General features: G+C 66.6%; 28 protein-coding genes. 20 read left to right on the top strand and 8 right to left on the bottom strand.

Annotation, left to right across the window (positions count from 1 at the left end):
• The 7 genes from DSC_RS16975 to ftsH all read left to right on the top strand — a co-directional run bounded on the left by DSC_RS16975 (position 1) and on the right by ftsH (position 6,550).
• Entirely contained in the window at positions 1 to 1,239 is a 1,239-nt protein-coding gene (locus DSC_RS16975) for a restriction endonuclease subunit S (protein ID WP_162470506.1), read from the top strand.
• Positions 1,236 to 1,751: an ATPase gene (locus DSC_RS06130; protein WP_014160271.1), complete on the top strand. Its 516-nt coding sequence runs from the start codon at positions 1,236 to 1,238 to the stop codon at positions 1,749 to 1,751. Before DSC_RS16975 ends, DSC_RS06130 begins: the two co-directional genes overlap by 4 nt.
• A complete protein-coding gene (locus DSC_RS06135; protein WP_014160272.1) occupies positions 1,751 to 1,954 on the top strand; it encodes a hypothetical protein in 204 nt (67 codons plus the stop codon). Before DSC_RS06130 ends, DSC_RS06135 begins: the two co-directional genes overlap by 1 nt.
• Positions 1,951 to 3,576: a type I restriction-modification system subunit M gene (locus DSC_RS06140; protein WP_014160273.1), complete on the top strand. Its 1,626-nt coding sequence runs from the start codon at positions 1,951 to 1,953 to the stop codon at positions 3,574 to 3,576. Before DSC_RS06135 ends, DSC_RS06140 begins: the two co-directional genes overlap by 4 nt.
• Positions 3,577 to 3,879: 303 nt before the next feature.
• Positions 3,880 to 4,164 (top strand): AbrB/MazE/SpoVT family DNA-binding domain-containing protein, encoded by a 285-nt coding sequence (locus DSC_RS06145; RefSeq protein WP_202944905.1) that lies wholly within the window; start codon positions 3,880 to 3,882, stop codon positions 4,162 to 4,164.
• Entirely contained in the window at positions 4,148 to 4,528 is a 381-nt protein-coding gene (locus tag DSC_RS06150; RefSeq protein WP_014160275.1) for a type II toxin-antitoxin system VapC family toxin, read from the top strand. The genes DSC_RS06145 and DSC_RS06150 overlap by 17 nt, the downstream gene beginning before the upstream one ends.
• 174 nt (positions 4,529 to 4,702) lie before the next feature.
• Positions 4,703 to 6,550, top strand: a complete 1,848-nt coding sequence (ftsH, locus tag DSC_RS06155; protein ID WP_014160276.1) for an ATP-dependent zinc metalloprotease FtsH — start codon at positions 4,703 to 4,705, stop codon at positions 6,548 to 6,550.
• A 188-nt stretch (positions 6,551 to 6,738) separates the two neighbouring features.
• Here the strand turns inward: ftsH and DSC_RS06160 are convergent, their stop codons facing one another.
• Complete coding sequence (locus DSC_RS06160) at positions 6,739 to 7,485, bottom strand: EAL domain-containing protein (RefSeq protein WP_014160277.1); 747 nt, start codon at positions 7,483 to 7,485, stop codon at positions 6,739 to 6,741.
• A 231-nt stretch (positions 7,486 to 7,716) separates the two neighbouring features.
• On the opposite strand from DSC_RS06160, the gene DSC_RS06165 reads away from it, so the two are divergent.
• Positions 7,717 to 9,093 carry a DUF763 domain-containing protein gene (locus tag DSC_RS06165; RefSeq protein ID WP_014160278.1) on the top strand — a complete coding sequence of 459 codons (1,377 nt, stop codon included), beginning with the start codon at positions 7,717 to 7,719 and terminating at the stop codon, positions 9,091 to 9,093.
• Between the two features lie 185 nt (positions 9,094 to 9,278).
• The gene (locus tag DSC_RS06170) at positions 9,279 to 10,709 is read left to right on the top strand and encodes an MFS transporter (RefSeq protein WP_014160279.1); all 1,431 of its coding nucleotides are present in this window, start codon (positions 9,279 to 9,281) and stop codon (positions 10,707 to 10,709) included.
• Positions 10,710 to 10,792: 83 nt separating this feature from the next.
• Here DSC_RS06170 and DSC_RS15995 read toward each other — a convergent pair whose 3' ends face one another.
• A complete protein-coding gene (locus tag DSC_RS15995; protein ID WP_083833491.1) occupies positions 10,793 to 11,023 on the bottom strand; it encodes an ATP-binding protein in 231 nt (76 codons plus the stop codon).
• Between the two features lie 80 nt (positions 11,024 to 11,103).
• On the bottom strand, positions 11,104 to 11,343 hold the full coding sequence (locus DSC_RS17530; RefSeq protein WP_083833493.1) for an ATP-binding protein: 240 nt from the start codon (positions 11,341 to 11,343) through the stop codon (positions 11,104 to 11,106).
• 453 nt (positions 11,344 to 11,796) lie between these two features.
• Between DSC_RS17530 and DSC_RS06180 the strand changes: the two genes are divergently transcribed.
• On the top strand, positions 11,797 to 13,065 hold the full coding sequence (locus tag DSC_RS06180) for a hypothetical protein (RefSeq protein ID WP_014160281.1): 1,269 nt from the start codon (positions 11,797 to 11,799) through the stop codon (positions 13,063 to 13,065).
• Here the strand turns inward: DSC_RS06180 and DSC_RS06185 are convergent.
• From DSC_RS06185 to DSC_RS06200, 5 genes are all read right to left on the bottom strand, one after another.
• Positions 13,062 to 14,135, bottom strand: a complete 1,074-nt coding sequence (locus DSC_RS06185) for a hypothetical protein (RefSeq protein WP_148268095.1) — start codon at positions 14,133 to 14,135, stop codon at positions 13,062 to 13,064. The genes DSC_RS06180 and DSC_RS06185 overlap by 4 nt on opposite strands.
• Complete coding sequence (locus DSC_RS16545) at positions 14,074 to 14,538, bottom strand: hypothetical protein (RefSeq protein WP_014160282.1); 465 nt, start codon at positions 14,536 to 14,538, stop codon at positions 14,074 to 14,076. Before DSC_RS16545 ends, DSC_RS06185 begins: the two co-directional genes overlap by 62 nt.
• Before the next feature lie 382 nt (positions 14,539 to 14,920).
• Positions 14,921 to 15,235 carry a hypothetical protein gene (locus tag DSC_RS06190; protein WP_014160283.1) on the bottom strand — a complete coding sequence of 105 codons (315 nt, stop codon included), beginning with the start codon at positions 15,233 to 15,235 and terminating at the stop codon, positions 14,921 to 14,923.
• A 122-nt stretch (positions 15,236 to 15,357) separates the two neighbouring features.
• On the bottom strand, positions 15,358 to 15,786 hold the full coding sequence (locus DSC_RS06195) for a type II toxin-antitoxin system death-on-curing family toxin (protein WP_014160284.1): 429 nt from the start codon (positions 15,784 to 15,786) through the stop codon (positions 15,358 to 15,360).
• 13 nt (positions 15,787 to 15,799) lie between these two features.
• Positions 15,800 to 16,021 (bottom strand): AbrB/MazE/SpoVT family DNA-binding domain-containing protein, encoded by a 222-nt coding sequence (locus DSC_RS06200; RefSeq protein ID WP_014160285.1) that lies wholly within the window; start codon positions 16,019 to 16,021, stop codon positions 15,800 to 15,802.
• 130 nt (positions 16,022 to 16,151) lie between these two features.
• Between DSC_RS06200 and lexA the strand changes: the two genes are divergently transcribed.
• The 10 genes from lexA to DSC_RS06245 all read left to right on the top strand — a co-directional run bounded on the left by lexA (position 16,152) and on the right by DSC_RS06245 (position 25,492).
• Positions 16,152 to 16,757 (top strand): transcriptional repressor LexA, encoded by a 606-nt coding sequence (lexA, locus tag DSC_RS06205; RefSeq protein ID WP_014160286.1) that lies wholly within the window; start codon positions 16,152 to 16,154, stop codon positions 16,755 to 16,757.
• Positions 16,758 to 16,808: 51 nt separating this feature from the next.
• Positions 16,809 to 17,411, top strand: coding sequence for a translesion DNA synthesis-associated protein ImuA (gene imuA, locus DSC_RS06210; RefSeq protein ID WP_014160287.1), 603 nt, complete (start codon positions 16,809 to 16,811; stop codon positions 17,409 to 17,411).
• 92 nt (positions 17,412 to 17,503) lie between these two features.
• Entirely contained in the window at positions 17,504 to 18,934 is a 1,431-nt protein-coding gene (locus DSC_RS06215; protein ID WP_014160288.1) for a Y-family DNA polymerase, read from the top strand.
• A complete protein-coding gene (locus tag DSC_RS06220) occupies positions 18,931 to 22,197 on the top strand; it encodes an error-prone DNA polymerase (protein ID WP_014160289.1) in 3,267 nt (1,088 codons plus the stop codon). The genes DSC_RS06215 and DSC_RS06220 overlap by 4 nt, the downstream gene beginning before the upstream one ends.
• On the top strand, positions 22,194 to 22,775 hold the full coding sequence (locus tag DSC_RS06225) for an alpha-ketoglutarate-dependent dioxygenase AlkB (protein WP_014160290.1): 582 nt from the start codon (positions 22,194 to 22,196) through the stop codon (positions 22,773 to 22,775). The genes DSC_RS06220 and DSC_RS06225 overlap by 4 nt, the downstream gene beginning before the upstream one ends.
• Positions 22,776 to 22,892: 117 nt before the next feature.
• On the top strand, positions 22,893 to 23,681 hold the full coding sequence (locus DSC_RS06230; protein ID WP_014160291.1) for a restriction endonuclease: 789 nt from the start codon (positions 22,893 to 22,895) through the stop codon (positions 23,679 to 23,681).
• Positions 23,682 to 23,757: 76 nt separating this feature from the next.
• The gene (locus DSC_RS16850; protein WP_014160292.1) at positions 23,758 to 23,907 is read left to right on the top strand and encodes a hypothetical protein; all 150 of its coding nucleotides are present in this window, start codon (positions 23,758 to 23,760) and stop codon (positions 23,905 to 23,907) included.
• Between the two features lie 218 nt (positions 23,908 to 24,125).
• Positions 24,126 to 24,632: a DUF6496 domain-containing protein gene (locus DSC_RS06235; RefSeq protein WP_014160293.1), complete on the top strand. Its 507-nt coding sequence runs from the start codon at positions 24,126 to 24,128 to the stop codon at positions 24,630 to 24,632.
• 23 nt (positions 24,633 to 24,655) lie between these two features.
• On the top strand, positions 24,656 to 24,847 hold the full coding sequence (locus tag DSC_RS06240; protein ID WP_014160294.1) for a hypothetical protein: 192 nt from the start codon (positions 24,656 to 24,658) through the stop codon (positions 24,845 to 24,847).
• Between the two features lie 90 nt (positions 24,848 to 24,937).
• Positions 24,938 to 25,492: a DUF4142 domain-containing protein gene (locus DSC_RS06245; protein WP_014160295.1), complete on the top strand. Its 555-nt coding sequence runs from the start codon at positions 24,938 to 24,940 to the stop codon at positions 25,490 to 25,492.
• Positions 25,493 to 25,555: the final 63 nt, after the last annotated feature.

Below are 25,555 nucleotides of genomic sequence, written 5' to 3' on the forward strand. Positions count from 1 at the left end.
ATGGCGAAGCAGGGTGCGTCGACGGTGATGCCGAGGCTGCGGTTTCCGGAGTTTCGGGAGGAGGGTTCGTGGGAAGAGCACACCCTTAAACAGTTAGCAACGGAATTCCTTGACGGTGATTGGATTGAATCGAAAGACCAATCCGAAAGCGGCTTTCGGCTTATTCAGACGGGAAATATTGGAGTAGGCGTCTTCATTGAGAAGAGTGGAAAAACCCGTTACATCTCTGCCGAAACCTTTGTGAGACTTCGTTGCACGGAGGTCTTTCCAGGCGACTGCTTGGTCTCTCGACTTCCAGACCCAGCGGGGCGGTCTTGTCTTCTCCCCGATATTGGCGCGCGGATGATTACGGCAGTTGATTGCACGATCGTTCGATTCGATGAGAAGAAAATTATTCCCTCCCTGTTCATCGCCCACTCGCAAACCGAGAACTACTTTCGTGAAGTCGCCGCGCTTTCATCTGGATCGACGCGCCAACGTATAAGCAGGGAAAATCTATCAAGCCTCCCTGTTTTCCTCCCGAACATAGATGAACAACAAAAGATCGCCGACTGCCTGACGTCGCTGGACGAGGTGATTGCCGCGCAGGGGCGGATCGTTGCGGCGTTGAAGGCGCACAAACGCGGCCTGATGCAGCAGCTTTTCCCCCGCGAAGGCGAAACCCGCCCCCGCCTCCGCTTCCCCGAGTTCCGCAACGCGCCGGAGTGGGCGCAGAAAGCGCTAAGTTGCATTTGCGAGATGCAAGCCGGCAAGTTCGTTTCAGCCTCGGCAATAGCCGAGAAACAGGGCGAAGGTATGTATCCGTGCTATGGCGGGAATGGCATTCGCGGCTATACCAGAACATTCACACATTCCGGGATTTACTCGTTGATCGGACGTCAAGGGGCACTCTGCGGCAACGTTCAGTTGGCCCGGGGTGATTTCCACGCTACTGAGCATGCACTCGTTGCCTCACCGAGGCCAGGAGTTGATGTTGACTGGCTCTTTTACACGCTAGATCTGCTGAATTTGAATCGATTCGCGACTGGACAAGCCCAGCCAGGATTGTCTGTTGACGTGCTCAACAAGGTTGAGTGTGCGGTGCCGGCTAGCGAGAAAGAACAGCGTCGCATCGCCGACTGCCTCTCCTCCCTCGACACCCAAATCACCGCCGAATCCAACCAACTCGCCGCCCTCAAGACCCACAAGCAGGGCCTGATGCAGCAGTTGTTCCCGTCGCGGGAAGTCGTCGCCGCATGAGCAAGAAGATCCTCATCCTCGACGGCCCGAACGGCGCCGGAAAAACCACCTTCGCCCGTTCGTTTCTTCCCGAGGAGGCGCAGTGTCCCCGCTTCATCAATGCCGACCTGATCGCGGCGGGCTTGTCGCCCTTCGCACCGGACGCAGCGGCGGTGGAGGCGGCGCGGCTGATGCTGGAGGAGATCAACGCCTGTGTTGCCCGCGGTGAAAGCTTCGCGTTCGAAACCACGCTTTCCGGCGTCGGCTACCGGTGGCACATCCGGCGCTGGCGTGGATTGGGATACCACGTCAGCCTGTTCTTCCTGCGCCTGCCCGATGCAGGCACTGCCATCGCCCGTGTGGCGATGCGTGTACGTCAGGGCGGCCATGACATTCCCGACGACGTGATCCGGCGCCGCTTTGATGCCGGACTGCGGAACCTGGACGCGATCTACAAGGAGGAAGTGGACACCTGGGCTTTGTACGATAACGCGGGCGAGGAGCCCGCCCTGCTTGACTGGAGCCAGAAGTGATGAATCCGCGCGATATTTCCCAGGCCAGCGATCCGGATCTGCGTGCTTCGCTGACGGCGTTGCGTCGTGCAGCCGCCTTGGCGCGCAAGACGGCGATCCAGACCGGCACCGACCTGGTCGTGGTGCGTGACGGCCAAACGGTGTGGATTTCCGCCGATACCCTGCGCAACCAGACCAAGACCGACAGGGATTCGGCACGGTGACCGAAAACGACCAGAAACAACTCGGCAAGACCCTGTGGGCCGTCGCCGACCAGCTGCGCGGCACGATGGACGCGGACGACTTCCGCGACTACATGCTCTCGTTCCTGTTCCTGCGCTACCTCTCGGATAACTACGAGGCGGCGGCGAAGAAGGAGCTGGGCTCGGACTACCCGGACCCCAACGCCATCGGCAATGCCGGCAAGACTCCGCTGTCGGTCTGGTATGCGGAAAACCCTGCGGATGTGGCACAGTTCGAACAGCAGATGCGGCGCAAGGCGCACTACGTCATCCAGCCCAGGTATCTGTGGGGCCATATCGTCCACCTGGCCAGGACCCAGGACGACACGCTGCTGGATACGCTGCAGGCCGGCTTCAAGTACATCGAGGAAGAGTCCTTCCAGAGCCACTTCCAGGGCCTGTTCTCGGAGATCAACCTCGGCTCGGACAAGCTTGGCCGCAAGTACCACGACCGCAACGCCAAGCTGTGCTCCATCATCAGCGAGATCGCGCGCGGCATGGCGCTGTTCTCCACCGACAGCGACACGCTGGGCGATGCCTACGAATACCTGATCGGCCAGTTCGCGGCAGGCAGCGGCAAGAAGGCCGGCGAGTTCTACACCCCGCAGCAGATTTCCAACATCCTCTCGGCCATCGTCACCCTGGACAGCCAGGAGCCAAAGACCGGCACGCGCACCAAGCTGGACAGCGTGTTCGATTTTGCCTGCGGCTCGGGTTCGCTGCTGCTCAACGTGCGCCACCGCATGACCGATGCCGGCGGCAGCATCGGCCGCATCTACGGGCAGGAATCCAACATCACCACCTACAACCTGGCACGCATGAACATGCTGCTGCACGGGGTGAAGGACACCGAGTTCGAGATTTACCACGGCGACACGCTGAAGAACGACTGGGACTGGCTGCGCGAAACCAATCCGGCGAAGAAGCCGCAGTTTGATGCCGTGGTGGCCAATCCGCCTTTCAGCTACCGCTGGGAACCCAAAGACGAGGCAAGCCAGGATCCGCGATTCAAGAATTACGGCGTGGCGCCCAGGAGCGCGGCCGACTTCGCCTTCCTGCTGCACGGCCTGCACTACCTCAAGGACGACGGCGTGATGGCCATCATCCTGCCGCATGGCGTGCTGTTTCGCGGCGGCAAGGAGGCGGACATCCGCACCAAGCTGCTCACCGACGGGCACATCGACACGGTGATCGGCCTGCCGGCCAACCTTTTTTATTCCACGGGCATACCGGTCTGCATCCTGGTGCTGAAGAAGTGCAAGAAGCCGGACGACGTGCTGTTCATCAACGCCGCCGCGCACTTCACCAAGGGCAAACGGCAGAACCAGCTGGGCGACAGCGACATCGCCAGAATCGTCCAAACCTACCAGCAACGGCCTGAAGAGCCGATCGAGCGGTACGCGCGCCGCGTGCCCATGCAGGAAATCATCGACAACGACTACAACCTCAATATCTCGCGCTACGTCAGCACTGCCGGTTCGGAAGCGGAAATCGATTTGGCCGCGACCCATGCCGAGCTGGTGAAACTTGATGGCGAACTGCGCGCCGCAAAAAACAGGCACAACGCGTTCCTGCAAGAGCTTGGCTTGCCGCTGCTGCCATGAGCGGCCGATTCATCGTGCCCGGGCATCTGTTGCGATATGCAGCAGCAGCGCGAAAGGCGGTCTCAAGCATCAAGTGCAACACGTGATTGAACCCGGCGATTTCCTTCTCGATCGCCTCCCGAGGCGGGAATCGGGACGGCAGCCGGGCAGGCGATCTGCCGTCGTATGAAGCGAGCAGCGAAGCGGCGCTTGAAACAGCCCTCTGGTCGGTTGGGCTGGCGGGCGGATCAGCGGAGCGGAAATGTCTGGCACCGGTCGTGAGCATGTACCACACTTCGTTGCCGTAGGCACGATGGAGGCGATGTGGCAATACATCCTTCAAACAACGAAGTCCAGGTCGGCGCGCAAGGGCGATTGGTCATTCCCGCCGCGCTGCGCAAGGCGCTGCACCTGAAGCCGGGGGATCGGCTGATCGCCCGGCAAGAGGGCGAAAGACTAGTCCTGGAGCGGCGCGAGGCGATCGAGAAACGGCTCCAGGATCGGTTTCGCCACATCCCCAAAGAGATCAGTCTGGTGGATGAGCTGATCGCCGAGCGTCGCGCCGAGGCAGCGAAGGAGGCGGCGGAGGGGGGTGACGCTGGTCCTTGATGCCTCGAGTCTGCTGGCGTTTCTGCACGCCGAGCCAGGGGCCGACCGGGTCTGGTTCGTATCGGCGGGCGCCATGGTCTGCGCGGTGAACTGGTCGGAACTCGTGCAGAAATCCCTGCGCCGTCAGGTCGATATTGCCGGGATGCGGCAGGAATTCGCGGAGGCGGGCGTCATCTTCATGCCGTTCACGCAGGAGCAGGCCGAAATCGCCGCCCTGTTGTGGGATAAGACACGCCACCACGGGCTGTCGCTGGCTGATCGCGCCTGTCTGGCGCTGGCGATGGAACGCCAACTCCCAGTTCTTACCGCGGACCGGGCCTGGTCCGGGCTGAGCCCGGATCTGGATATCCAGCTCATCCGCTAAAGACGGGCCATGGCAAAAAGCGCCAGCGAAGCTGCGTTTGAAGCCGCCAGTCCAGCCGGTGCATCGGTCACGTTGCGCTGCCTGGGTGGCGATATCATCGCCTCCGAGCGCTGGTGATCGAGCCATCGGACGGGGCAGATTGCCGGGGCCAGCTCTGTTCGAGGAAGATCGGTGATGGAAAAGAAAAATCAGTGGCACGTCGGCTACTGGATCTTCGCCTTCGTGTTCCTGTTGATGCTGCAGAACTATTGGCAAGTGGCCAGGACGGTCGAGCCGGTGCCGTACAGCGAGTTCGAGAAGGCGCTGGAGGAAGGGCGCGTGGCCGAGGTGCTGGTGTCCGACCGCACCGTCACCGGGCGCCTGAAATCGCCCGACAGTAGCGGCAAGACCACCATCGTCGCCACCCGGGTGGAACCGGAGCTGGCCGATCGCCTGTCCAGGTACGACGTGCGCTACACCCGCGTGGTGGAAAACACCTGGCTGCGGGACATCCTGTCGTGGATCCTGCCGGCGGTTGCGTTCTTCGGCGTCTGGTTCTTCCTGTTCCGCCGCTTTGCCGACAAGCAGGGGATGGGGGGCTTTTTGAGCATCGGCAAGAGCCGCGCCAAGGTCCTGGTGGAGAAGAACACCGGCGTCACCTTCGCCGATGTCGCCGGCGTGGACGAAGCCAAGGCCGAACTGGTGGAGATCGTCGATTTCCTGAAACACCCGCAGGACTATGGCCGCCTGGGGGCGCGGATTCCCAAGGGCGTGCTGCTGGTGGGCCCGCCGGGCACCGGCAAGACGCTGCTGGCCAAGGCGGTGGCCGGTGAGGCCGGGGTGCCGTTCTTTTCCATCTCTGGCTCGGAATTCATCGAGATGTTCGTCGGCGTGGGCGCCGCGCGCGTGCGCGACCTGTTCGAGCAGGCCCGCGCCAAGGCACCGGCCATCATCTTCATCGACGAACTCGATGCGCTCGGCCGCGCGCGCGGCGCCGGCGGACCGATGGGCGGGCATGATGAGCGCGAGCAGACGCTCAACCAGTTGCTCACCGAGATGGACGGGTTCGACAGCTCGGTCGGCCTGATCATTCTCGCCGCCACCAACCGTCCGGAAATCCTCGATCAGGCGCTGTTGCGCTCCGGGCGCTTCGACCGTCAGGTGCTGGTGGACCGGCCCGACAAGCGGGGTCGTCTGGAGATTCTCAAGGTCCATGTCAAGAAGGTCACCCTGGCCAGCGAGGTCGATCTCGAACAGGTCGCGGCGCTGACCACCGGCTTTTCCGGCGCCGATCTTGCCAACCTGGTCAACGAAGCGGCGTTGGCCGCGACCCGGCGCAAGGCGCAGGCGGTGGAGTTGCAGGATTTCACCAGCGCCATCGAGCGCATCGTGGCCGGCCTGGAAAAGAAGAATCGTGTGCTCAACCCCAAGGAGCGCGAAACGGTGGCCTATCACGAGATGGGCCACGCGCTGGTGGCGCTGTCGCTGCCGGGCACCGACCCGGTGCACAAGATCTCGATCATCCCGCGCGGTATCGGCGCGCTGGGCTACACGCTGCAGCGTCCCACCGAAGACCGCTTTCTGATGACGCGCGCCGATCTGGAAAACAAGATCGCGGTGCTGCTGGGCGGGCGCGCGGCCGAGAAGCTGGTGTTCGGCGAGCTCTCCACCGGGGCGGCGGACGATCTGGCGCGGGCCACCGATATCGCCCGCGACATGATCACCCGCTTTGGCATGGACGAGGGACTTGGCTATGTCGCCTACGAGCCGCAGCGGCCGCGCTTCCTCGACGTGCCCGAGCTGGCGCACGGCGGCTTGCAGGTGGCCGAAACGACCCAGGCGCGCATCGATCAGGCCATCCGCGACATCGTGATGGGCGTGTTCGCGCGTGCATATCGCATCCTGGAGACCAATCGCGCGGTGCTGGAACGCTGCGCGCGCGAGCTGCTGGCGCGGGAAACCCTGGACGAAAACGATATCCGCCAGCTGACCGAGGGGCTGCAGCGCGAAGCCGCGGAAACGACCGTCCCGGCGGCGGGTTGAGCCCTTCAGGGAAGGGCTGAACGACAGACCTGACGCCTGGATTTCCCGTATCAGAGCGCCGAATCATCCTCGAAGGCGCGTTTACCTGTCGGTTGCAGCAAACGCCGACGGTCGTCCAGGTTGGACAAGGCAAGGATGCCGGGCATCCGGGCGCGTGCGTTGAAGCACAGCGCCTGCCGAGGCCAGGCTCAGGCCGGCCAATGGATCGGCGCCAGCCCGTCCAGCTGCGGGCGGGCGAACAGGTAGCCCTGCTGCAGGTCGATGCCAAGATCCTGCAGCGCGCGCGATTCGTCGGCGGTCTCGATGCCTTCGGCGATGACTGCGATGCCCAGCTCCAGGGCCAGCGCGGCCCCGTGGCGGGCGATGGCCTGGCGCTTGCGGTCCTGGTCGATGCCGCGCACCAGGTGCATGTCCAGCTTCAGCAGGTCCGGGGTGAAGTCGGCCAGCAGGTTCAGGCCCGAGTAGCCGGCGCCGAAGTCGTCGATGGCCGTCTTCAGGCCGACGTCGCGGTAGGTGCGCAGGATGTCCAGCAGGTGCGCCGGGTCGCGCATGACCTCCTGCTCGGTCACTTCGAACAGGATCGAGGACAGCGGCCAGCCGTGCTGGGTGGCCGCCGCCACGGTCGCGCGCAGGCAGTGCGCCGGGTTGTAGACCGCGTTGGGCATGAAGTTGATCGACAGCAGCGCCGGCAGTGCCAGCGCGGCGGCCTGCTCGATCGCCCTGACCCGGCAGGCCTGGTCGAAGGCGTAGCGGTTGTCGGCGGTCACCTGGGCCAGCACCTGGGCAGCACCTTCGCCATGGGCCCCGCGCACCAGCGCTTCGTGGGCAAAGACCACGCGGCTGGAGACCGCGACGATGGGCTGGAAGGCCATCGTGATGTCCAGGGAAAGCGCGTCCCCATCGCGGCAGGCGCGACAGACGGGAATCGAGGGCATGGGTTGTGGCGCGTGGTGATGGGAACTGATTTCATTATCGGCAGCGCAGGCGAGAATCTTGAGTGAAGCCGGGGGCGGCGGCCGGCGTCGGACGTGGACGCGGGTCGCGCAGTCTGTGCGCGAGAGCCGCAATGGCAACGTGCCGATCTTGGCGCTTGCCTGATGCACCTGGCCTGCCGTCTCAGGTGCTGAGATGGGCATGGGCCAGGGTTGCGCGATGAGAGCCGTTCCGTGACCCGCCGCGCCGGCAGCGCCGATCTTCCCCTGCATGGCGGGCGCGTGCCGGCGTGGCTGGGACAGCGGATGACCCGGCTGGGGGCGGTGATGTGCCAGGCCATCGTCCACAGCTACGGGCGCGATGAACTGCTGCGCCGGCTGGCCCATCCGTTCTGGTTCCAGTCCCTTGGCGCGGTGATGGGGATGGACTGGCATTCCTCGGGGATCACCACCAGCGTGATCGGCGCGCTCAAGCGCGGGCTGGCGCCGCTGTCGGGCGAACTGGGGATTCATGTCTGCGGCGGCCGCGGCCGGCATTCGCGCGCCACGCCTGAGGAGCTGCTGGCGGTGGGCGAACGCACCGGCGTGGATGGCGCGGCACTGGCGCGCGCCAGCCGGCTGGTGGCCAAGGTGGACAGCGCCGCGGTGCAGGATGGGTTCGATCTGTATCTGCATGGCTTCATCGTCAGCGACGAAGGCCGCTGGGTGGTGGTGCAGCAGGGCATGAACACCGCCAGCAGGCAGGCGCGCCGCTATCACTGGCTGTCGGAGGGGCTGAAGGATTTCGTCGATGCCCCGCATGCGGCGATCGATGGGCCGCGCCAGGGCAACATCGTCAACCTGGCCGACCGGCGTGCGGCCGGCGCGCGTGCGGCGCAGGTGGAGCTGCTGCAGGCGCTGGGCCCGCATGAGATCGCGCGCGAATATGCGCACCTGGCCACGCCCTCGGCCGCTGCGAGCAGGCGCGCCGCGCGGGCGCGGGCCAAGGCGGCGGTGCCGGTCACCGGCGACCTGTTCGCCACGCCAGCCGCTTGGCCCGACCGGTGGGCGTGGGACCCGGCCGTACAGCCGCATCTGTCGCTGCCGGACCATCACGACGTGCGTGCGCAGGACATCGTGCTGCGCCGCCTGCATGGCAGCCTGGCCGCCGCGGCCGAACAGGGCCCGAAAGACTTCGCGCAACTGCTGCAGGTGCCCGGGGTCGGTGCGCGCACCGTGCGCGCGCTGGCGATGGTGGCCGAAGTGCTGCACGGCACGCCGTGCCGGTTCAGCGATCCGGCGCGTTTCTCGCTGGCCCATGGCGGCAAGGACCGGCATCCGTTTCCGGTGCCGACCGCGGTGCTGGACCACACCATCGGCGTGCTCAGGACCGCCGTGCAGCAGGCCAGGCTGGGCAATGAGGAAAAGCTCGCGGCGATCGCGCGGCTGGATGCGCAGGCGCGCCAGCTGGAAGCGCACGCCGGCGGACCATCGCTGGATGCCTACCTGGACCAGGAGCGGCGCCAGTCGCATCGCTATGGCGGGCGCAGCGTGTTCGGTTGGGAGCCGGCGCCGGGCGAGGCGGCGCGGGCGCCCCGCCCAGCAGACCCTGCGCAACGTGCTGGATGGTGACCGCGCGCTGGACATCGACCTTGCCGACCGGCTGCCGCCGGCGATCGCGCGCTGGTACGGACTGGCCTGGCGTTAGCCGGTGTCGGCGATCGGATTGATCGGGGCGGCGTGCCGGTGCGGCTCACGTGGCGCCAAGGGCGCTTGCGCGAACATTTCTCCTTCCTTGCTGTTGCCCACCGGTTCCGTTGAAACCCGAACGCCTGCTCCCGCTCATCGTCGCCACGGCCCTGTTCATCGAGAACATGGATTCCACCGCCATCGCGACCTCGTTGCCGGCCATGGCCGCGGACCTGGCGGTGGAGCCCGTGGAACTGAAGATGGCACTGACCGCCTACCTGCTGGCGCTGGCGGTGTTCATCCCGGTCAGCGGCTGGGTGGCGGACCGGTTTGGTGCGCGGCCCACCTTCATGAGCGCGATCGGGGTGTTCCTGCTGGGCTCGCTGGGCTGCGCGGTGTCCACTTCGCTGGAATGGCTGGTGCTGGCGCGCTTCATCCAGGGCATGGGCGGGGCGATGATGGTGCCGGTGGGCCGGCTGGTGCTGCTGCGCAGCGTGGCCAAGGCCGATCTGGTGCGCGCCTTGAGCTGGCTGACGATCCCGGCGCTGCTGGGGCCGATCCTGGGGCCCTTGCTGGGCGGCCTGATCACCACCTACAGCCACTGGCGTTTCATCTTCCTGATCAATCTGCCGATGGGCGCGCTGGGCATCTGGCTGGCGTGGAAGTACATCCCGCTGCTCAAGGGCGAGGTCAAGTCGCTGGACTGGACCGGCTTCGTGCTGTCCGGTGCGGGCCTGGCGCTGTCGATGTTCGGCCTGGCCACGCTGGGCCGGCACATGGTCGGCACCTGGACCGCCGTGGCGTGCGTGGCCGCCGGCGTGACGATCCTGGCAGCCTACGTGATGCACGCGCGGCGGCACCGGCACCCGCTGATCGACCTGGGACTGCTGAAGCTGCCGACCTATCGCATCGGCGTGATCGGCGGCTCGCTGTTTCGCATCGGCATCGGCGCGATCCCGTTCCTGCTGCCGCTGATGCTGCAGCTGGGCTTCGGTCTGAATCCGCTGCAGTCCGGCGCGGTGACCTTTACTTCGGCCGCCGGGGCCATGTTCATGAAGACCCTCGCCGCGGGCATTCTCAAGCGCTTCGGCTTTCGCAGGGTGCTGGTGTTCAACGCGGTGGCCGCCTCGCTGATGCTGTGCACCTATGGCTTGTTCCGGCCCGGGACGCCGTACCTGCTGATGGTCGCGATCCTGCTGGTCAGCGGCTGCTTCCGTTCGCTGCAGTTCACCAGCCTCAACGCGATCATCTATTCGGAGGTGGACCAGGCGCGGATGGGCCAGGCCACCAGCCTGGCGGCAATGGTCCAGCAGGTCTCGCTGGCGCTGGGTGTGACCGTCGGCGGCTATGCACTGAGCCTGACCAGCCTGGCCACCGGGCAGGCCACCGGCGCGCCGATCAACTTCACCTTTGCCTTCCTCACCATCGGCCTGATTTCGGCCAGTTCGGTCTACACGATGAGCAAGCTGGCGCCCGATGCCGGCGCCGAGATGGCCGGACGCGCCCAGCCTGGCGGTGAGATCACCGATCCCAAACCGATGGCGCGGCCGGGGACCTGAGATTGCGGTGGCTGACTGACCGGCAAAACATCCGCGGACCACCGCGGAGCGGTTGCCCGGCCCGCGGACTTGCAGCGTTGGCGTTAGCCGCCCGGCTTGCCCCGCGTCTTGCGCAACGATTCGCCCTTGAGCTCGATCTTCATGCTGGAGTACACGAGCCGATCCATGATCGCATCGGCCACCGCTGGATCGCCGATGTACTTGTGCCACTTCCCAATCGGCATCTGCCCGGCCACGATGGTCGAGCCTTCCGCCCGCCGCTCGACCAGTTCCAGCAGATCGGTCTTGTGACGCTGAATCAGCCCGACTAGCAGCCTGTCGGGCTTTGGTGGTCGAGGCGAGAATTCGGCTGTGCGAGGTCAGATTTTCGACGGTTCGCCGGCCCATAGTGGTGCTATGGGCCAAGAAGCGGCGGAAAGATGGACCGCACAGGCGGATTCGCAGCCCGGCCGGCCAAAGTCCGACAGGCTGCTAGGCCGAAGTCATCGAGGATGAGCAACTGTGGCCGGGCGTACTGATTGCGCACCTCTTCGATGTCGCAGGTTTCGTGCGCGATCGCCATCTCCTCCAGAATGATCGCAGCCCTCTGGTAGAGGATGGAGATGCCATGCCGGGCGGCATTACTATTAATAATAACTACGTTAACAAAGCCTCACATAGCTGCGTACACGCAGGTCGGTGTCGAAAGAAGCCGGCCACGATCTGCGGTAGTTTCTGCAAACGACGCATCACGCGCTCAACCCGTACCTTCAGATCGTCTTTGGTCTGTACGGTAGCCTTGGCGATCTCTGACTTGATGTGCGCCCAGGCAAGTTCGTCCGGATTGGGTTCCGGGGCGTACGGTGAGGGGCCGGCTGGATGATCTCGTCGCCGGCGAGGTGTCGCGGGCATTCGCAGAGGAACTATCCAGGAAGCTGGACGACCTCGTGGAGGAACCTGCCTACGCTTAGCCAAATCGAGACTGATAGGATCGCCGGATAGGGTCCTGAGGCGCAACAAAAATGGACTGGAATGCGGTCAGCTTGCAGTTTCAGTTCAACGGCAAGAACGGCCAGTCAATCACCACGATGAAGGAGCACCGTGCATCATGAGCAAGTGGGCAATTGAAGGAGGGCTTGGCCTCGCGCTCGGTATTCTGCTGTGGTCGTGTAGCGCATGCGCTGCTGAGCCCACTGTATCCGCGATGCCTAGGTTTCAGGAGGCATTCGGCAAGATTACCCAGGACAAGGGCGACGCATTCGCCGAGTACGAGCGGCTGCAATCGCTCTATGCGCGGATGGCAGGCAAGGAGCAGGCGCAGGCAGCGCAATTGCTGTCCATGACCGATGCGATGTTCGGGCGCTATCAGGATGCAGAGGATCATTATTACGCGGCCTTTCCCGCCGGCCGAAAACCCATCTCGTGTCCTGCGACGGGTGTGACGCCCGAGCCGGCGCTGATGGCATTGCGCAGGTTCGCCGCCGAAGCGCAGGTCGTGATGATCAACGAATCCCACTCGATGGTCACCACGCGAGTCTTCCTGTACGACTTGTTGCCAGTGCTGCGCGCGCTTGGGTTCAAGTATCTGGCAATGGAGGCGCTCGCGCCCGCATCGGACGAACCGCCGCAGGGCCAATCCATGATGGCACTGCAGGATCCCGCCTTGCCCTCGCGCGGCTACCCACTCGACCAGTCTGCCGCCGGGTTCTATCTGCGCGAGCCGATCTACGCCGATATGGTACGGGAGGCCATCGCGCAGGGGTTTACCCTGGTTGCTTACGAGACCCTGCAGGCCAAATCCCGTGACGAGCGCGAGGCTGGGCAGGCCGATGCGCTGGCCAAGCTGATCGCCTCCGATCCTCACGCCAAGGTCGCGGTCATCGCAGGCTATTCCCACATCTGGAAAGCCGATGGATGGATGGCCGAGCGGCTGCAGAGGCAAATCAGTGGGAAGATCCTGTCGATCGATCAGACCGCTGGCCTCCTTGGGTGTGATTTGCCGCCCAAGACCGATTCGCTGCAGCCTTACGTTCTCGTGGATGCCAAGGGAGTCGGCTGGGCGAGCAAACCTGATCGTGTGGATGTCACTGTTCTGCACAAGGCACGCAAGGATGGACGCACAGCGCACTCGGGGTGGCTCACCTTGGGGGGGCGCCGTAAGGGCATTCAGCCGGACACACGCGCATGCGCCGACGCATGGCCGTGCTTGGTCGCCGCGATCTACGCCAGCGAGGGCGAGGACGCGGTGCCTGCCGACCGGGTCCTGCTCGAGGGGCCTGACGATCGGGCTCTGCTGTTCCTTCGTTCTGGACAGTACCGCTATGTGGTGGAGCCGAAGGGTGGCGCGCGGACACAGCAAACCCTGATCGTTGATTAACGGCGCCCTGTGAAAACGATCCTGCAATCGGAAGCGGCGGAATGCGGCTTGGCCTGCTTAGCGAGGGTCGCCGGCGTGCGCAGCGTGTTCTTCTGGGCGTCGGTCACCACGTTAAGCATGACTGGGAAGTAGTTGGCCCCGCGGTTGCCGACGTTCATCCCGGCCTCGCGCATGTAGCCCATCATCTCGACGTTGAAGGCGCGGATCTTCGCCACCGCCTCCTGCACCACCGGACGCTCTGCCGACAGGTCGGTCGCCCCGGACTGCAGCAGGGTCATGGCCCGGGCCATCTCGCCGCGCTTCATGCCAGCTACCGCACGGCGCAGGTAGTTGCTGCGGCGAGCGAGGGCGTCACGGGCGGCCGGGATGTAGCCACGATCCTCGCCGGCGCTGCCATGCGGCTTCTGCAGCAGCACGCCGATCTGGCGCAGCGCCGGTACGTTGTGCCCGCTCAACCGCGCCCACTTCCCGTCCACGGCCCGGCTCAGTGCCTCGCCAACGACGCCGATTATCTCGGCCGCCTGGTTGAACAGCTTCTGCTTCGTCCCACGCTCGCGGGCCTCACGGGCCATCGGGTCGTAACGTGGCACCAGGTCATCATTCACCCCGTTCCTGCTCCTGAGCCGATACGCGCGCCGCACATCGGGGTCCTGGAGCGCATCGTTATCCATAGTGGCATGCGCCGACTTCAGGTTCTTGATCCGCTCCACACGCCGCACGGCGATGTCCTGGAAAATCCGCTCGGCTACGTCCCCCTTGCCAGCCAGCCCCAGGATCTTGGCCAGGTCATCCTTCACGGTGAGCATGGCACTGCGGGTCTTGGGGCCGAGCTTGATCGACTCGGTGCTGGAGAAGTCGCGCGCAGTAGTTGTCAGCTCGCCGCTGCGCCAGATGATGTACCCGGCGGCGAACCGCGCTTCGAGCGCTGTGCGCGCGTTGTTGAGCAGCGCAGACTCGCGCGGCATATCGCCAAACACCGCGTCGATCATCGCCTTGGACGCTGGTGTGCTAAGCCCACGGTCGATGATGCCGCGCACATCCGGGGTGAGGAACTCGCGGCTGTAGCGCATCAGCTCGGCGAACCCCGCCGTGCTCGGATCGAACTCGCGCAGGGTGCCACCAGCTTTCTTCGGGGGCGCAGGTGGTTGGTTCGATGCGTCGCCCTCGCGCGAAGGGGCGGTGTTCACTCTCGGCCCCGGCTTTCGTGCCCGTGATTCCAGTGACTTGGCGCACCGCAGCGATGTTGCCGTCGAACAGGTCGTTGACCCACGCTTCGACTGTCGGCGCCGGCTTGTACTTGGCTAACTTCGGGTCGCCGGCGATGGCCGCGTAGAGCTTGCGCAGCTTCTCGGCGATGTCGGCGAAGAACATACCAACCACCGACTGGGTCTCGCGCTTGCCTTCCAGCGCGCGGGCGATGTTGTCGGCCAGCCACTCGTGGAAGCTGTTGTTGCGGTTGACGTACTTGCCCATGCTGCGCTCTTTGAGCCCCTGCGCACGCGCGAACGTGGCCGCGCCCTGACTCAGCGGAGCGCCAGAACTGGCGGGACCAGGTGTACTGCTCAGCGGTAAGGGCGGCGAAATTGGTAGTTGCCATGGGTATGATCTCTGAAAAGTGAGTGGTGGCCGGAATGGCCGCGTCGTCACCTGGATCACGCTCAGGTCTGCGAGTAACACGGTTTTCGCCCCGCGAAGCGTTGCCAAACTGACGCGTTGGCGGACGAGTAACAACCGGGTTGTTCGGTTGATGTGGAGAACGCTACAACAGCTGAAACGGTATGTAAACGATTGAATTATAAGAATTAATTGAAGACGGCGCCCGGAGGCGCCGTCTGTTTCAAACCCCGGTGAAGGGCTACGCGTAGTCGCCCCGCAACTCCGCTTTCTTGGATTCCGGGAGCTTGTCAAACTCGGCGTCCGAAAGCTCTGCAATGCGGATCTTCGTGCTGTCGCGGTTGACGCCGCGATCGCCAGCGTCTGGCGGCTGGCGCTTTGCCGTATCGACGGCCTTGGCCGCATCGGCCTTCTTCTGGGCCGGCGCTTCCTTCGCCTTGGTCCTGCTGGTGTCCTCGGCCGAGGGCTTGGTCAGGTCGATCTTGTACGCCAGCTTCATCGCCTTGCTCAGTGCCGCCGTCGGCGTCATGCCAGCGCGCTCGAAACCGACGACCATGGTCCCCAGGTCATCGGCCGCTTCGCGGTCGAAGTCGGCGTGCCTGGCTGGTCAAGCTGATGCTGGGATTGCTGCGGGCGCACGCATGGCGTGACAGGGATCTCGCCAGTGCAAGGTGTCGATCAGCGGCGATAGCCCGCCGCGGCTTCGTGCACTTGGCTGCCCGGCTTGGGCTTGAGGTGGACCCGCAGCCAGTCGGCGAATTGGGCTTGGTCCAGGGAGCCGTCGGCCAGCCCTAGATAGACCGGATAAAGTGTCAGGTCATCGGCATCCAGCTCCACATCATTGAGCAGCAGGAAGGTTTCGCAGACGACCGCTGCGGTGCGCTTGTTGCCGTCCACGAACGGATGGTTGCGGGCCAGCCCGAACGCCAGGCTGGCTGCCAGCGCGGCAATGTCGGGGGGTGGGTCGCCATAGGCGAACAGTTGCTGCGGCCGTGCCAGGGCCGAGTCGAGCAAGGCATCATCGCGCACGCCGCTGGCGCCGCCATGCTCGGCCAGTTGCCGATCGTGAATGGCCAGGACCAATGCACGACTGATCCAGACGATCATGGTGGTGTCATCCCTACTGCGCGAGCTTGTTCAGCAAGCTGCGGCGATTGCGCATCACCTGCTCGGCCACTTCCATCTGCCTGGCCAGTTCGGGATCGAATACGGTCAGCTTGATTCCGTCCGGCGTCTCCAGCGCATATAGCTCATCGCCCTTGCCCAGGCGCAGCCGCGCCAGCAGGTCCTTGGGCAGGATGACGCCTGCGGAATTGCCGATGGTGGTGATCTTGAGCTTCATGGCAGCGGCCTGTTGGTTATAACGGATGTTATACGGGTGGACTATAAACCGCCCGCGCCTGCGGCGCAAAGTGGGGTGGCCGGCATGAATCTCGCCGCGTGCGACCGAATCGGTGTACAAATGTACACCCATGGATACCTTGCCCCCCAAACGCGCGGCCGTGCTGGCCTTTCTGCAGCAACAGGCCGCGCTCGGCCACGCGCCCAGCCTGGCCGAGATCGCCGCCGCCTTCGGTTTTTCCTCGCGCAATGCCGCCCAGAAGCACGTCCAGGCGCTGGCCCAGGTCGGGCTGATCCAGCTGCAGGCCGGCCAGCGCCGTGGCATCCGCCTGCCGGGCGCCGGGCGCGGCGCCGCGCTGCTGTCGCTGCCGGTGCTGGGCCGGGTCGCTGCCGGCGTGCCGATCGGCGCGGACATCGGCCTGGACCAGCAGCTGCTGCTCGATGCCGGCGTGTTCTCGCTGCGTCCGGATTACCTGCTCAGGGTGCAGGGCGATTCGATGATCGACGATGGCATCGTCGATGGCGACCTGGTCGGGGTGCATCGCAGCGCCGAGGCGCGCAACGGGCAGATCGTGGTGGCCCGGGTCGAGGGCGAGCTGACCATCAAGCGCCTGGAGCACGGCCCGCGCCAGATCCGCCTGCTGCCGCGCAACCCGGCCCATGCGCCGATCGTGGTGCCGGCCGGCGCGGACTTCGCCATCGAAGGCCTGTACTGCGGCCTGGTCCGGCAGGGCTGAGCGATGGCCCCGGTGCCACCTCGAGCAGCGTCCGCTGTGCCAGCCCAGGCCATGGCGCTGGAGGACCTGCTGGCCGCGCGCACGGTCTGGCGGGCAGGGCGCGGCGGCGCGATCCAGCATGCGGGTGAAGCCAGCGGCCATGCCGCATTGGACGCGCTGCTGCCTACCGCCGGCTGGCCGCGCAAGGCGCTGACCGAACTGCTGCTGCCGGCCGCTGGCATCGGCGAGATCACGCTGCTGCTGCCGGCTCTGGCGCGGATGACTGCTGCCGGCGGGCGGGTGGCGCTGGTCGCGCCGCCGTACATCCCCTACGCGCCGGCCTGGCAGGGCGGCGGCATCGACCTGGCGCAGCTGGACGTCATCCAGGCCGAGCCGCGCGATGCGCTGTGGGCGTTCGAACAATGCCTGCGCAGCGGAGCCTTCGCGGCGGTGCTGGGCTGGCCACAGACGGCCGATGAGCGCGCGCTGCGGCGCCTGCAGGTGGCGGCCGACAGCGGCCACTGCTGCGGCTTCGCCCTGCGCGATGCACGCCATGCGGTCAACGCCTCGCCCGCGGCGCTGCGCCTGGAATACCGCAGCCAGACCGGTGCCTGGCACGTGCGCAAATGCCGCGGCGCGCAGGTGCCGTCGCAGCCCTTGCGGTTGGTCCATTGAGGCCCGGCCATGGCATCGCACCCTTCACTGCCGTGCAATCCGGCCTTGCGCTGCGACGCTGAAGCAACCGCCACGCCGCAGGCGGCGCGCTGATGCTCTGGGCCTGCATCCTGCTGCCGCACCTGGCGATGGACAGCATCCTGCGCCGCCGCCCGGACCCGGCAACCGATACGCCGCTGGTGCTGGTCGAAGGCCCGGCGCAGCTGCGCCGCCTGCATTCGGTCAATGCCGCCGCCGCGCAGGCGGGCCTGAAAGCGGGCATGCGCCTGTCCGCCGCGCATGCGCTGATGGCCAAGGTGGAGACGGTCGATTTCGATCCGCGCGAGCAGGCGCGCAGCCAGTGCTTGCTGGCCAATTGGGCCTACCGGCACAGCTCTCTGGTCAGCCAGCAGTGGCCGCACGCGATCGTGCTGGAGGCGCGTGCATCGTTTCGCCTGTTCGGGCCCTGGCCGCAGTTCGCCCGGCGCCTGCGCAACGAGCTGGCCGCACTGGGCTTCCGTCATCGTCTGGCGCTGGCCCCCACGCCGCGCGCGGCCTACGTGCTGGCCGGGCTGGAAGACGGCCTGGCCATTGCCCACATCGAGCGCTTGCAGCAGGTGCTCGATGGAGTCTCGGTGCGGCGCGCGCACCTGCCCGAAGACAGCGGCGAACGGCTGCAGCGCATGGGGCTGCGCACGCTGGCTGCGCTGCGCGCACTGCCGCGCGATGCGCTGCGGCGGCGCTTTGGCGCGGCGCTGCTAGATCACCTGGATCGGCTGTACGGGCAGGCCGACGATCCGCTTGATTGGTACAGGCCGCCGGACCATTTCGACGCGCGCGTGGAAATGGGCTACGAGGTCGAGAGCCACATGGCGCTGCTGTTCCCGCTGCGGCGCCTGATCGGCGAGCTGTGCATGTCTCTGTCCATCCGCGACGGCGGCGTGCAGCATTTCGTATTGCGGCTGGAGCATGAGCACGGCCACAGCGACGTGGAGGTGGGCCTGCTGGCACCGGAGCGCGAGCAGGCGATGCTGTTCGAACTGGCCCGCAACCGGCTCGAGCGCGTGGCGATCGATCGCCCGGTGGTCGGCGTGCGCCTGCTGGCGCGGCAGCTGCCGCCGTTCGTGCCGGCCGCGCGTGATTTGTTCGATCCACGCCCGCAGCAGGCGCTGGACTGGCCGCAGCTGCGCGAACGCCTGCGCGCGCGGCTGGGCGACCAGGCGGTGTATCGGGTCGAACCGGCCGGCGATCCGCGCCCGGAGCGCGCCTGGCGCCGCGCCAGCGGCGATGCACTGGCCGGTGGGGTGCAGAGCGCGCCGGCACGCCCACCGCGTCCGGCCTGGCTGCTGCCGCAACCGGTGCCGCTGCAGGGCATGGCCAGGATCATCTCCGGCCCCGAGCGCCTGGAAAGCGGCTGGTGGGATGACGGCGACGCCCGCCGCGATTACTACGTGGTGGAAACCGTCCACGGCCAGCGCGCCTGGGCGTTCCAGCCGGCAGGCGTGCGCGATGCCGGCTGGATGCTGCATGGGTGGTTCGGGTGAGCCGGGAGCAGGCCATCGACGGGCTGGATCGCGACACGCCCGGTGGCCGCATGCCGCGTGCCTGGCGCAGGCCTCCGCGCCTGCAGCAGGCGGCCAATGACGATCTGCTGCAGGGCGGCCAGGACGATGGCCTGCCGGCCTATGCCGAACTGCATTGCCTGTCGGATTTCTCGTTCCTGCGTGGCGCCTCCGATGCAGCGGCGTTGTTCGAGCGCGCCGGCAGGTGTGGCTACCAAGCCCTGGCGATCACCGACGAATGCTCGCTGGCCGGCATCGTGCGCGGCTGGGAAGGGGCCAAGGCCACCGGCGTCAAGCTGATCGTCGGCAGCGAGTTCGCCCTGGTCGACGGCACCCGGTTCGTCCTGCTGGTGGAAACGCGCGCCGGCTACACCCAGCTGTGCGCGCTGATCACCACCGCGCGGCGCGCAGCCGCCAAGGGTCACTACACGCTGACCCGTGCTGATGTGCAGGCGCAGTTCGAAGATGCGGCGCCCGAGCTGTTCGCGCTGTGGCTGCCGGGCAGCCTGCCGCAGGCCGAAGCCGGGCGCTGGCTGCAGCAGGTGTTCGGTGAGCGCGCCTATCTGGCGGTGGAGCTGCACCGCGAGTGCGATGATGCAGCGCGGCTGGATGCGCTGCTGGCGCTCGCCCGCCAGCTGGACATGACGCCGCTGGCCAGCGGCGATGTGCACATGGCCAACCGCCGCGACCGCGCCTTGCAGGACACGCTCACCGCCATCGGCCATGGCGTGCCGCTGGCCGAGGCCGGCGCGCTGCTGTTCCGCAACGGCGAGCGCCACCTGCGTTCGCGCCGGGCGCTGGGCAACATCTATCCGCCGCAACTGCTGCAGGCAGCGGTGGAACTGGCCCGGCGTTGCAGCCGATTCGATCTCAGGCGCGACGTGCGCTACGACTATCCGGCCGAGTTGGTGCCCGCCGGGCACACCGCGACCAGCCATCTGCGTGAGCTGACCGAAGCCGGCATCGGCGAGCGCTGGGACGCGCGTGGGCTGAGGATCTCGGCCAAGGTCCGCCAGGACATCGAGCAGGAACTGGCGCTGATCGAGGAGCTCGGGTACGAGGCGTTCTTCCTCACCGTCCATGACCTGGTGCGCTTTGCCAGGTCGCGGCAGATCCTGTGCCAGGGGCGGGGGTCATCGGCCAATTCGGCGGTGTGCTACGCGCTGGGCATCACCGCCGTGGACCCGGAAGAAAACCGCCTGCTGATCTCCCGGTTCCTGTCCAAGGCACGCAACGAGCCGCCGGACATCGACGTGGATTTCGAGCACGAACGGCGCGAGGAAGTCATCCAGTACATCTACGGCAAGTATGGCCGGCATCGTGCGGCCCTGGCCGCGACGGTGATCTGCTATCGCGGCAAGAGTGCGGTGCGCGATGTGGCCAAGGCCTTCGGCCTGCCGCCGGATCAGATCTCGCTGCTGGCCAACTGTTTCGGCTGGGGCAATGAGCAGACGCCGATCGAACAGCGCCTGGAGGAAGCCGGGTTCGATCCGGCCAACCCGTTGATCGCCAAGATCCTGGCGCTGACCGGGCAGCTGCAAGGCAAGCCGCGCCATCTCTCCCAGCATGTCGGCGGGTTTGTCATCGCCGAGCAGGCCCTGTCCACCGTGGTGCCGGTGGAGAACGCGGCCATGGCCGATCGCACCATCATCCAATGGGAAAAGGACGACCTTGAGACCATGGGCATGCTCAAGGTCGATTGCCTGGCCCTGGGCATGCTGACCTGCATCCGCAAGACCCTGGACCTGATCCGGGTGCACCGCCGGCGCGATTACCAGATCGCCACGATTCCCGGGGAGGACGCGCAGACCTACGCGATGATCCAGCTGGCCGACACCGTGGGGGTGTTCCAGATCGAATCGCGTGCGCAGATGGCGATGCTGCCGCGGCTCAAGCCTGCAAGGTTCTACGACCTGGTGATCGAAGTGGCGATCGTGCGTCCCGGGCCGATCCAGGGCGAGATGGTCCATCCGTACCTGCGCCGTCGCCAGGGCCTGGAAAAGCCCACGTATCCTTCCCAGGGCGTGGAAGACATCCTCGGGCCAACCCTGGGCGTGCCCTTGTTCCAGGAACAGGTCATGGAACTGGTGATCCATGCCGGCTATTCGCCTGATGAGGCCGATGGCCTGCGCCGTTCGATGGCCGCCTGGAGGCGTGGCGGCGACATGGAACCGCATCGCGCGCGGATCCGCGCCTTGATGGAGCAAAAACACTACGCGCCGGACTTCATCGACCAGATCTTCGAACAGATCAAGGGTTTTGGCTCCTACGGCTTTCCGCAGAGCCATGCCGCTTCGTTCGCCAAGCTGGTCTACGTCAGCTGCTGGCTGAAGCGGCACGAACCGGCCGCCTTTGCCTGCGGACTGTTGAATGCGCAGCCGATGGGGTTCTATTCGCCCAGCCAGATCGTGCAGGACGCACGCCGTGGCCGCGCTGGCCGCAAGCCGATCCAGGTGCTGCCGGTGGACGTGATGCACAGCGACTGGGACAACACGCTGGTCGGCGGCACGCCCTGGCGCGGTGAGGATGACCAAGGCCAGCAGCCGGCTATCCGCCTGGGCCTGCGCCAGGTGGCAGGGCTATCGGGAAAGGCCGGGCTGGCGATCATGGCCGCACGTAGGCGGCAGCCGTTTGGCGATGTCGCCGACCTGTGCCTGCGTGCGCAACTGGACGAAAAGGCGCGCAGCGCACTGGCCGAAGCCGGCGCCCTGCACGCGCTGGTCGGCAACCGCAATGCCGCGCGCTGGGCGGTGGCCGGCATCGAACGCCAGCGGCCGTTGCTGCCGGGCAGTCCCGAAGAACGGCAGGTCGAGCTGCCCGCGCCGCGCCTTGGCGAGCAGGTCACCGCCGACTACCGCAGCCTCGGCCTGAGCCTGCAGGCCCATCCCCTGGCGCTGCTGCGCCCACGGCTGCGCGCCCAGCGCATCCTGGGCCTGCGCGATCTTCAAGGCAGGCGCCATGGCAGTGGCGTGCATGTGGCCGGGCTGGTGACCCAGCGCCAGCGCCCGGCCACCGCCAAGGGCACCTTCTTCGTCACCCTGGAGGACGAGCACGGCATGATCAACGTGATCGTGTGGTCGCACCTGGCCATGCGTCGGCGCCGCGCGCTGCTGGAGTCGCGCCTGCTGGCCGTGCGCGGGCGCTGGGAGCGGGTGGACGGGGTCGAACACCTGATCGCCGGCGACCTGCGCGACCTGAGCGCCATGCTGGGTGCGCTGTCGCTGCCGTCGCGGGATTTCCGATGAACGCACACCCGCACGACCTGTTCGCGCCGCAGCCGTTGACGGTGTTCGACGATGCGGAAGGCGGCATGCGCTACTGGCCGGAGGTGGTCGATCCGGCCACCGCCGCGCGCTGGTTCGACACGCTGCGCGCCCACGCCCACTGGAAGCACGAACGGCGGCCGATGTACGAGCGCATCGTCGAGGTCCCGCGCCTGCGCGCCGGTTATCGCCTGGACGCGCTGCCGGCGCAGCTGCCGCTGGCGCAGATGCTGGCCGTGGTCCAGGGCAGGGTGCCGGCGCCGTACACCGAGGTGGGATTGAACTTCTACCGCGACGGCCGCGACAGCGTGGCCATGCATCACGACAAGCTGCACATGCTGGTCCCGGGCCAGCCGATCGCGCTGCTGTCGCTGGGCGGCCCGCGGCGCATGCGGATCCGCGCCATGCACACACCCAGGACCTGGTCGCTGGAACTGGCGCCGGGCAGCCTGTTGATGATGAGCCACGCCTCCCAGCGCACCCACGAGCACGGCATCCCCAAGACCGCCGGTCCGGTGGCGCCGCGGATGAGTGTGGTATTGCGCGCACGCCCGGATTGAGACCGGCGTTGAAGATTGGAGATGCGGTGCAACGCCGCGCTTGTGGTGGCGCCGCAGGTCCGGTAGATCGGGCGCAGGCCTTCCATCTGGAAGGCTCAGGAACAGGGGCGTCACACCATGCAGCATTTCATCACCTTGGCCGGTCAGCGCGCAGCTGACGGCTTGGCCGTATCGTCATCCAGCGTGGGCGCCACGCGCCTGGCACAGGTCTATCGTGAGCAGGGCTTCCGCGTCGAGCAGCTCGCGCCCGCTGCCGATGCCGCGGATGAGGCGCCGGATGCCGCGCTGGTGCTCCATCGCGGCGGTGACAGCGTGCTGGTGCATGCCTACTGTCGAGCCCAGGCGCCGCTGGCGTCGCAGGCCGTGGGCCACCTGGCCCAGGCGTTGTTCGATGCCGGTGCCGATTCGGCAGTGCTGGTCGGCCGCTCGGGCTTCAGCGTCGGTGCGCGTCGCGCGGCCGCGCGCCTGGGCCGGATCGCGCTGCTGGACGGGGCCGCGCTGCAGGCGATGACCGGTGGCAGCGAAGCCGACGCCTGGGACTTGCTGGCAACGCCGGACGCACTGCCCGGCACGCTGCCGCGCGATGCAGGCCGTCCCGGCTGGCCGATGCGCCTGGCAATCGGCATGGGTGGCCTGGCCATGGCGGCCACGATGGCCTTCGCCTCGGTGCCGGCCCTGCGCGGCGAACTCCTGCAGCTGCTATTCAAGCCGAGCGTGTCGGCCGTGGTCGCTCCGCCGTCGCAGGCCGACGAGCCCTGGCTGGCGCCTTCCCAGTCGCGATCAGGCGAGCTGGCACTGAAGGCGGCCGCCGCCGATGCCGCTCCGCGCACGCAGCAGGCTGTTCATGAGACCACCGGCGAGCTGCCGGCCAACTTCAACCAGGCCCTGGCCGCGCCGCGCCTGTAAGGTGGTTTCACGCCGCGCTGCCGCGGCCATGACGCGGCAGCGCGCAGACTGGCAGCTCCCGTCAGGAGTGCCCGCGATGCCTGGTCTTCCCATCGATCCGATCCCGCCGTCCGACATGGACCCGCATGCCGCCGAGCCGATGCCTGCACCGTCGCCGGCCCGGCACGACGACCAGGACCAGCAAGAGCCCCAGGTCGACCCCGGGCTGCATCACCGGCCGCTGTAGGTCGTTGAGCCAGCCCGCCTGCGCGTCTTGAGCGGCGAGAACAGCGCGAAGTCGCCTCGCGGTGTGCAAGCGGCTTTGAGCCCGCCGGGCCATTCGGCCATTCCTGGCGCTCCCTGGTGTTAACGCCCCATGCGCATGGCAGGCCCGGGATGAGACGACGTGTTTACTCCGTCATTGCTACATCTGCATGGGTCACTGCCACCGCAGGGAGACCTCACATGCCAGAAGCCAGTACCCGCAAGGCTGCCGCCAGGGACAAGCGCCAGGGCAAGTCGGCCAGCACCCAGGCCGGCGAATACGTGCACGAGGAAATCGAACACGTCCGGCACGGCCAACATGGTGTCAAGAACACCAGGCAGGCCATCGCCATCGGCCTGTCCAAGGCGCGTCGCGACGGGGTGCCCGTCGAGCCCTCCAGGTCCGCATCCAAGGCCACCAGGGAAAAGGCCGGGCAAGACAGCCAGGCGGCGAAGAAAACCACCCACAAGCCCGCCACCAAACGCTCGGCGGGGGCCCGCAAGGCGCTCAAGACCGCCAGCAAGGCCACCACGGCACGCAAGACGGTTGGCAAGCAGGCCCTTTCCGCCCAGGCCAGCAAGGCCGCCAGCAAGCGCACGGCCGCCAGCCGTTCGGCTGCTGCAAGGAAAGCCTCCACCACCAAGGGCCCGGCCGTGCGCAAGGCGGCAGCCAGGAAGGCCGCACGCACGCGCAGGCAGGCTGCGTGAGCCCCCAACCCCAGGAGCATTCCATGACCCAGCCAGGACCGGACAAACAGGCGCCGATACCGCGGCACAACGCCATCGAGCGTGAGCGCATGCCCGACGGCCAGTCGCCGCTGCGCGGCGAGCAACCCGGCAAGCGGACCAACGACGAACGCAATGATCCCCACGCCCAGCCGGCCTCCGTGGACGGGATGCCGCATCCGCCGCGCACGCCCTGATCCAAACGGACGGCAGCGGTTGTCCGCCCTCGTTCCAAACACGCGGGTGCCAGGCTGAACCCAGCCGCGCCACGCCAGGAGACAGACCTCATGCATGCTTCCGCCTCGCGCGCCGCCGGCGTGCTGTTGTTACTGGCCGGCGGCACGGTGATCGCCACCAATGCGATCGCCTCCGACACGGCGCCACCTGCCCAGGGCCAGGCACGTCCGACCGACGAGGAAAGCCTCGCCCTGGTCCAGGCGATCAACCTGCACGAGATCGAATTGGCCAAGCTGGCCTTGACCCGTCCGGCCGCCCAGACCACCCAGGCCATGGCGACCATGCTGGTGCAGGAACACACCCGGAACGAGGCCGCGCAGGCCAGGCTGGGCATCGCGCCCGGCCAGACCCAGGCGGTGCTGGCCCTGCAGCGTCAGCAGCAGGCCGAAACCGATACGCTGATTGCGCTGGCACCTGATGCCTTCGAGCACGCCTACATCGATGCGATGGTCAAGGATCACATGGCAGCCAAGGATCTGCTGGACGAGCGCGCCGGCCTTGCGCGTTCGGCGCCGGTGCGCGCGTATCTGGTACAGACCCGCACCGCGGTGGAGGACCACCTGAGCCAGGCGCGCAAGCTGCAAAATGGCGCGGTGGGCAAGTAATCGCGCCATCTTTTTTTCACATCCCGGCCGCTCCTGCGTCTTTAACCTCACTGGGTCTTCCAG

The sequence above is a fragment of the Pseudoxanthomonas spadix BD-a59 genome (genome assembly GCF_000233915.3).
Taxonomy (GTDB): domain Bacteria; phylum Pseudomonadota; class Gammaproteobacteria; order Xanthomonadales; family Xanthomonadaceae; genus Pseudoxanthomonas_A; species Pseudoxanthomonas_A spadix.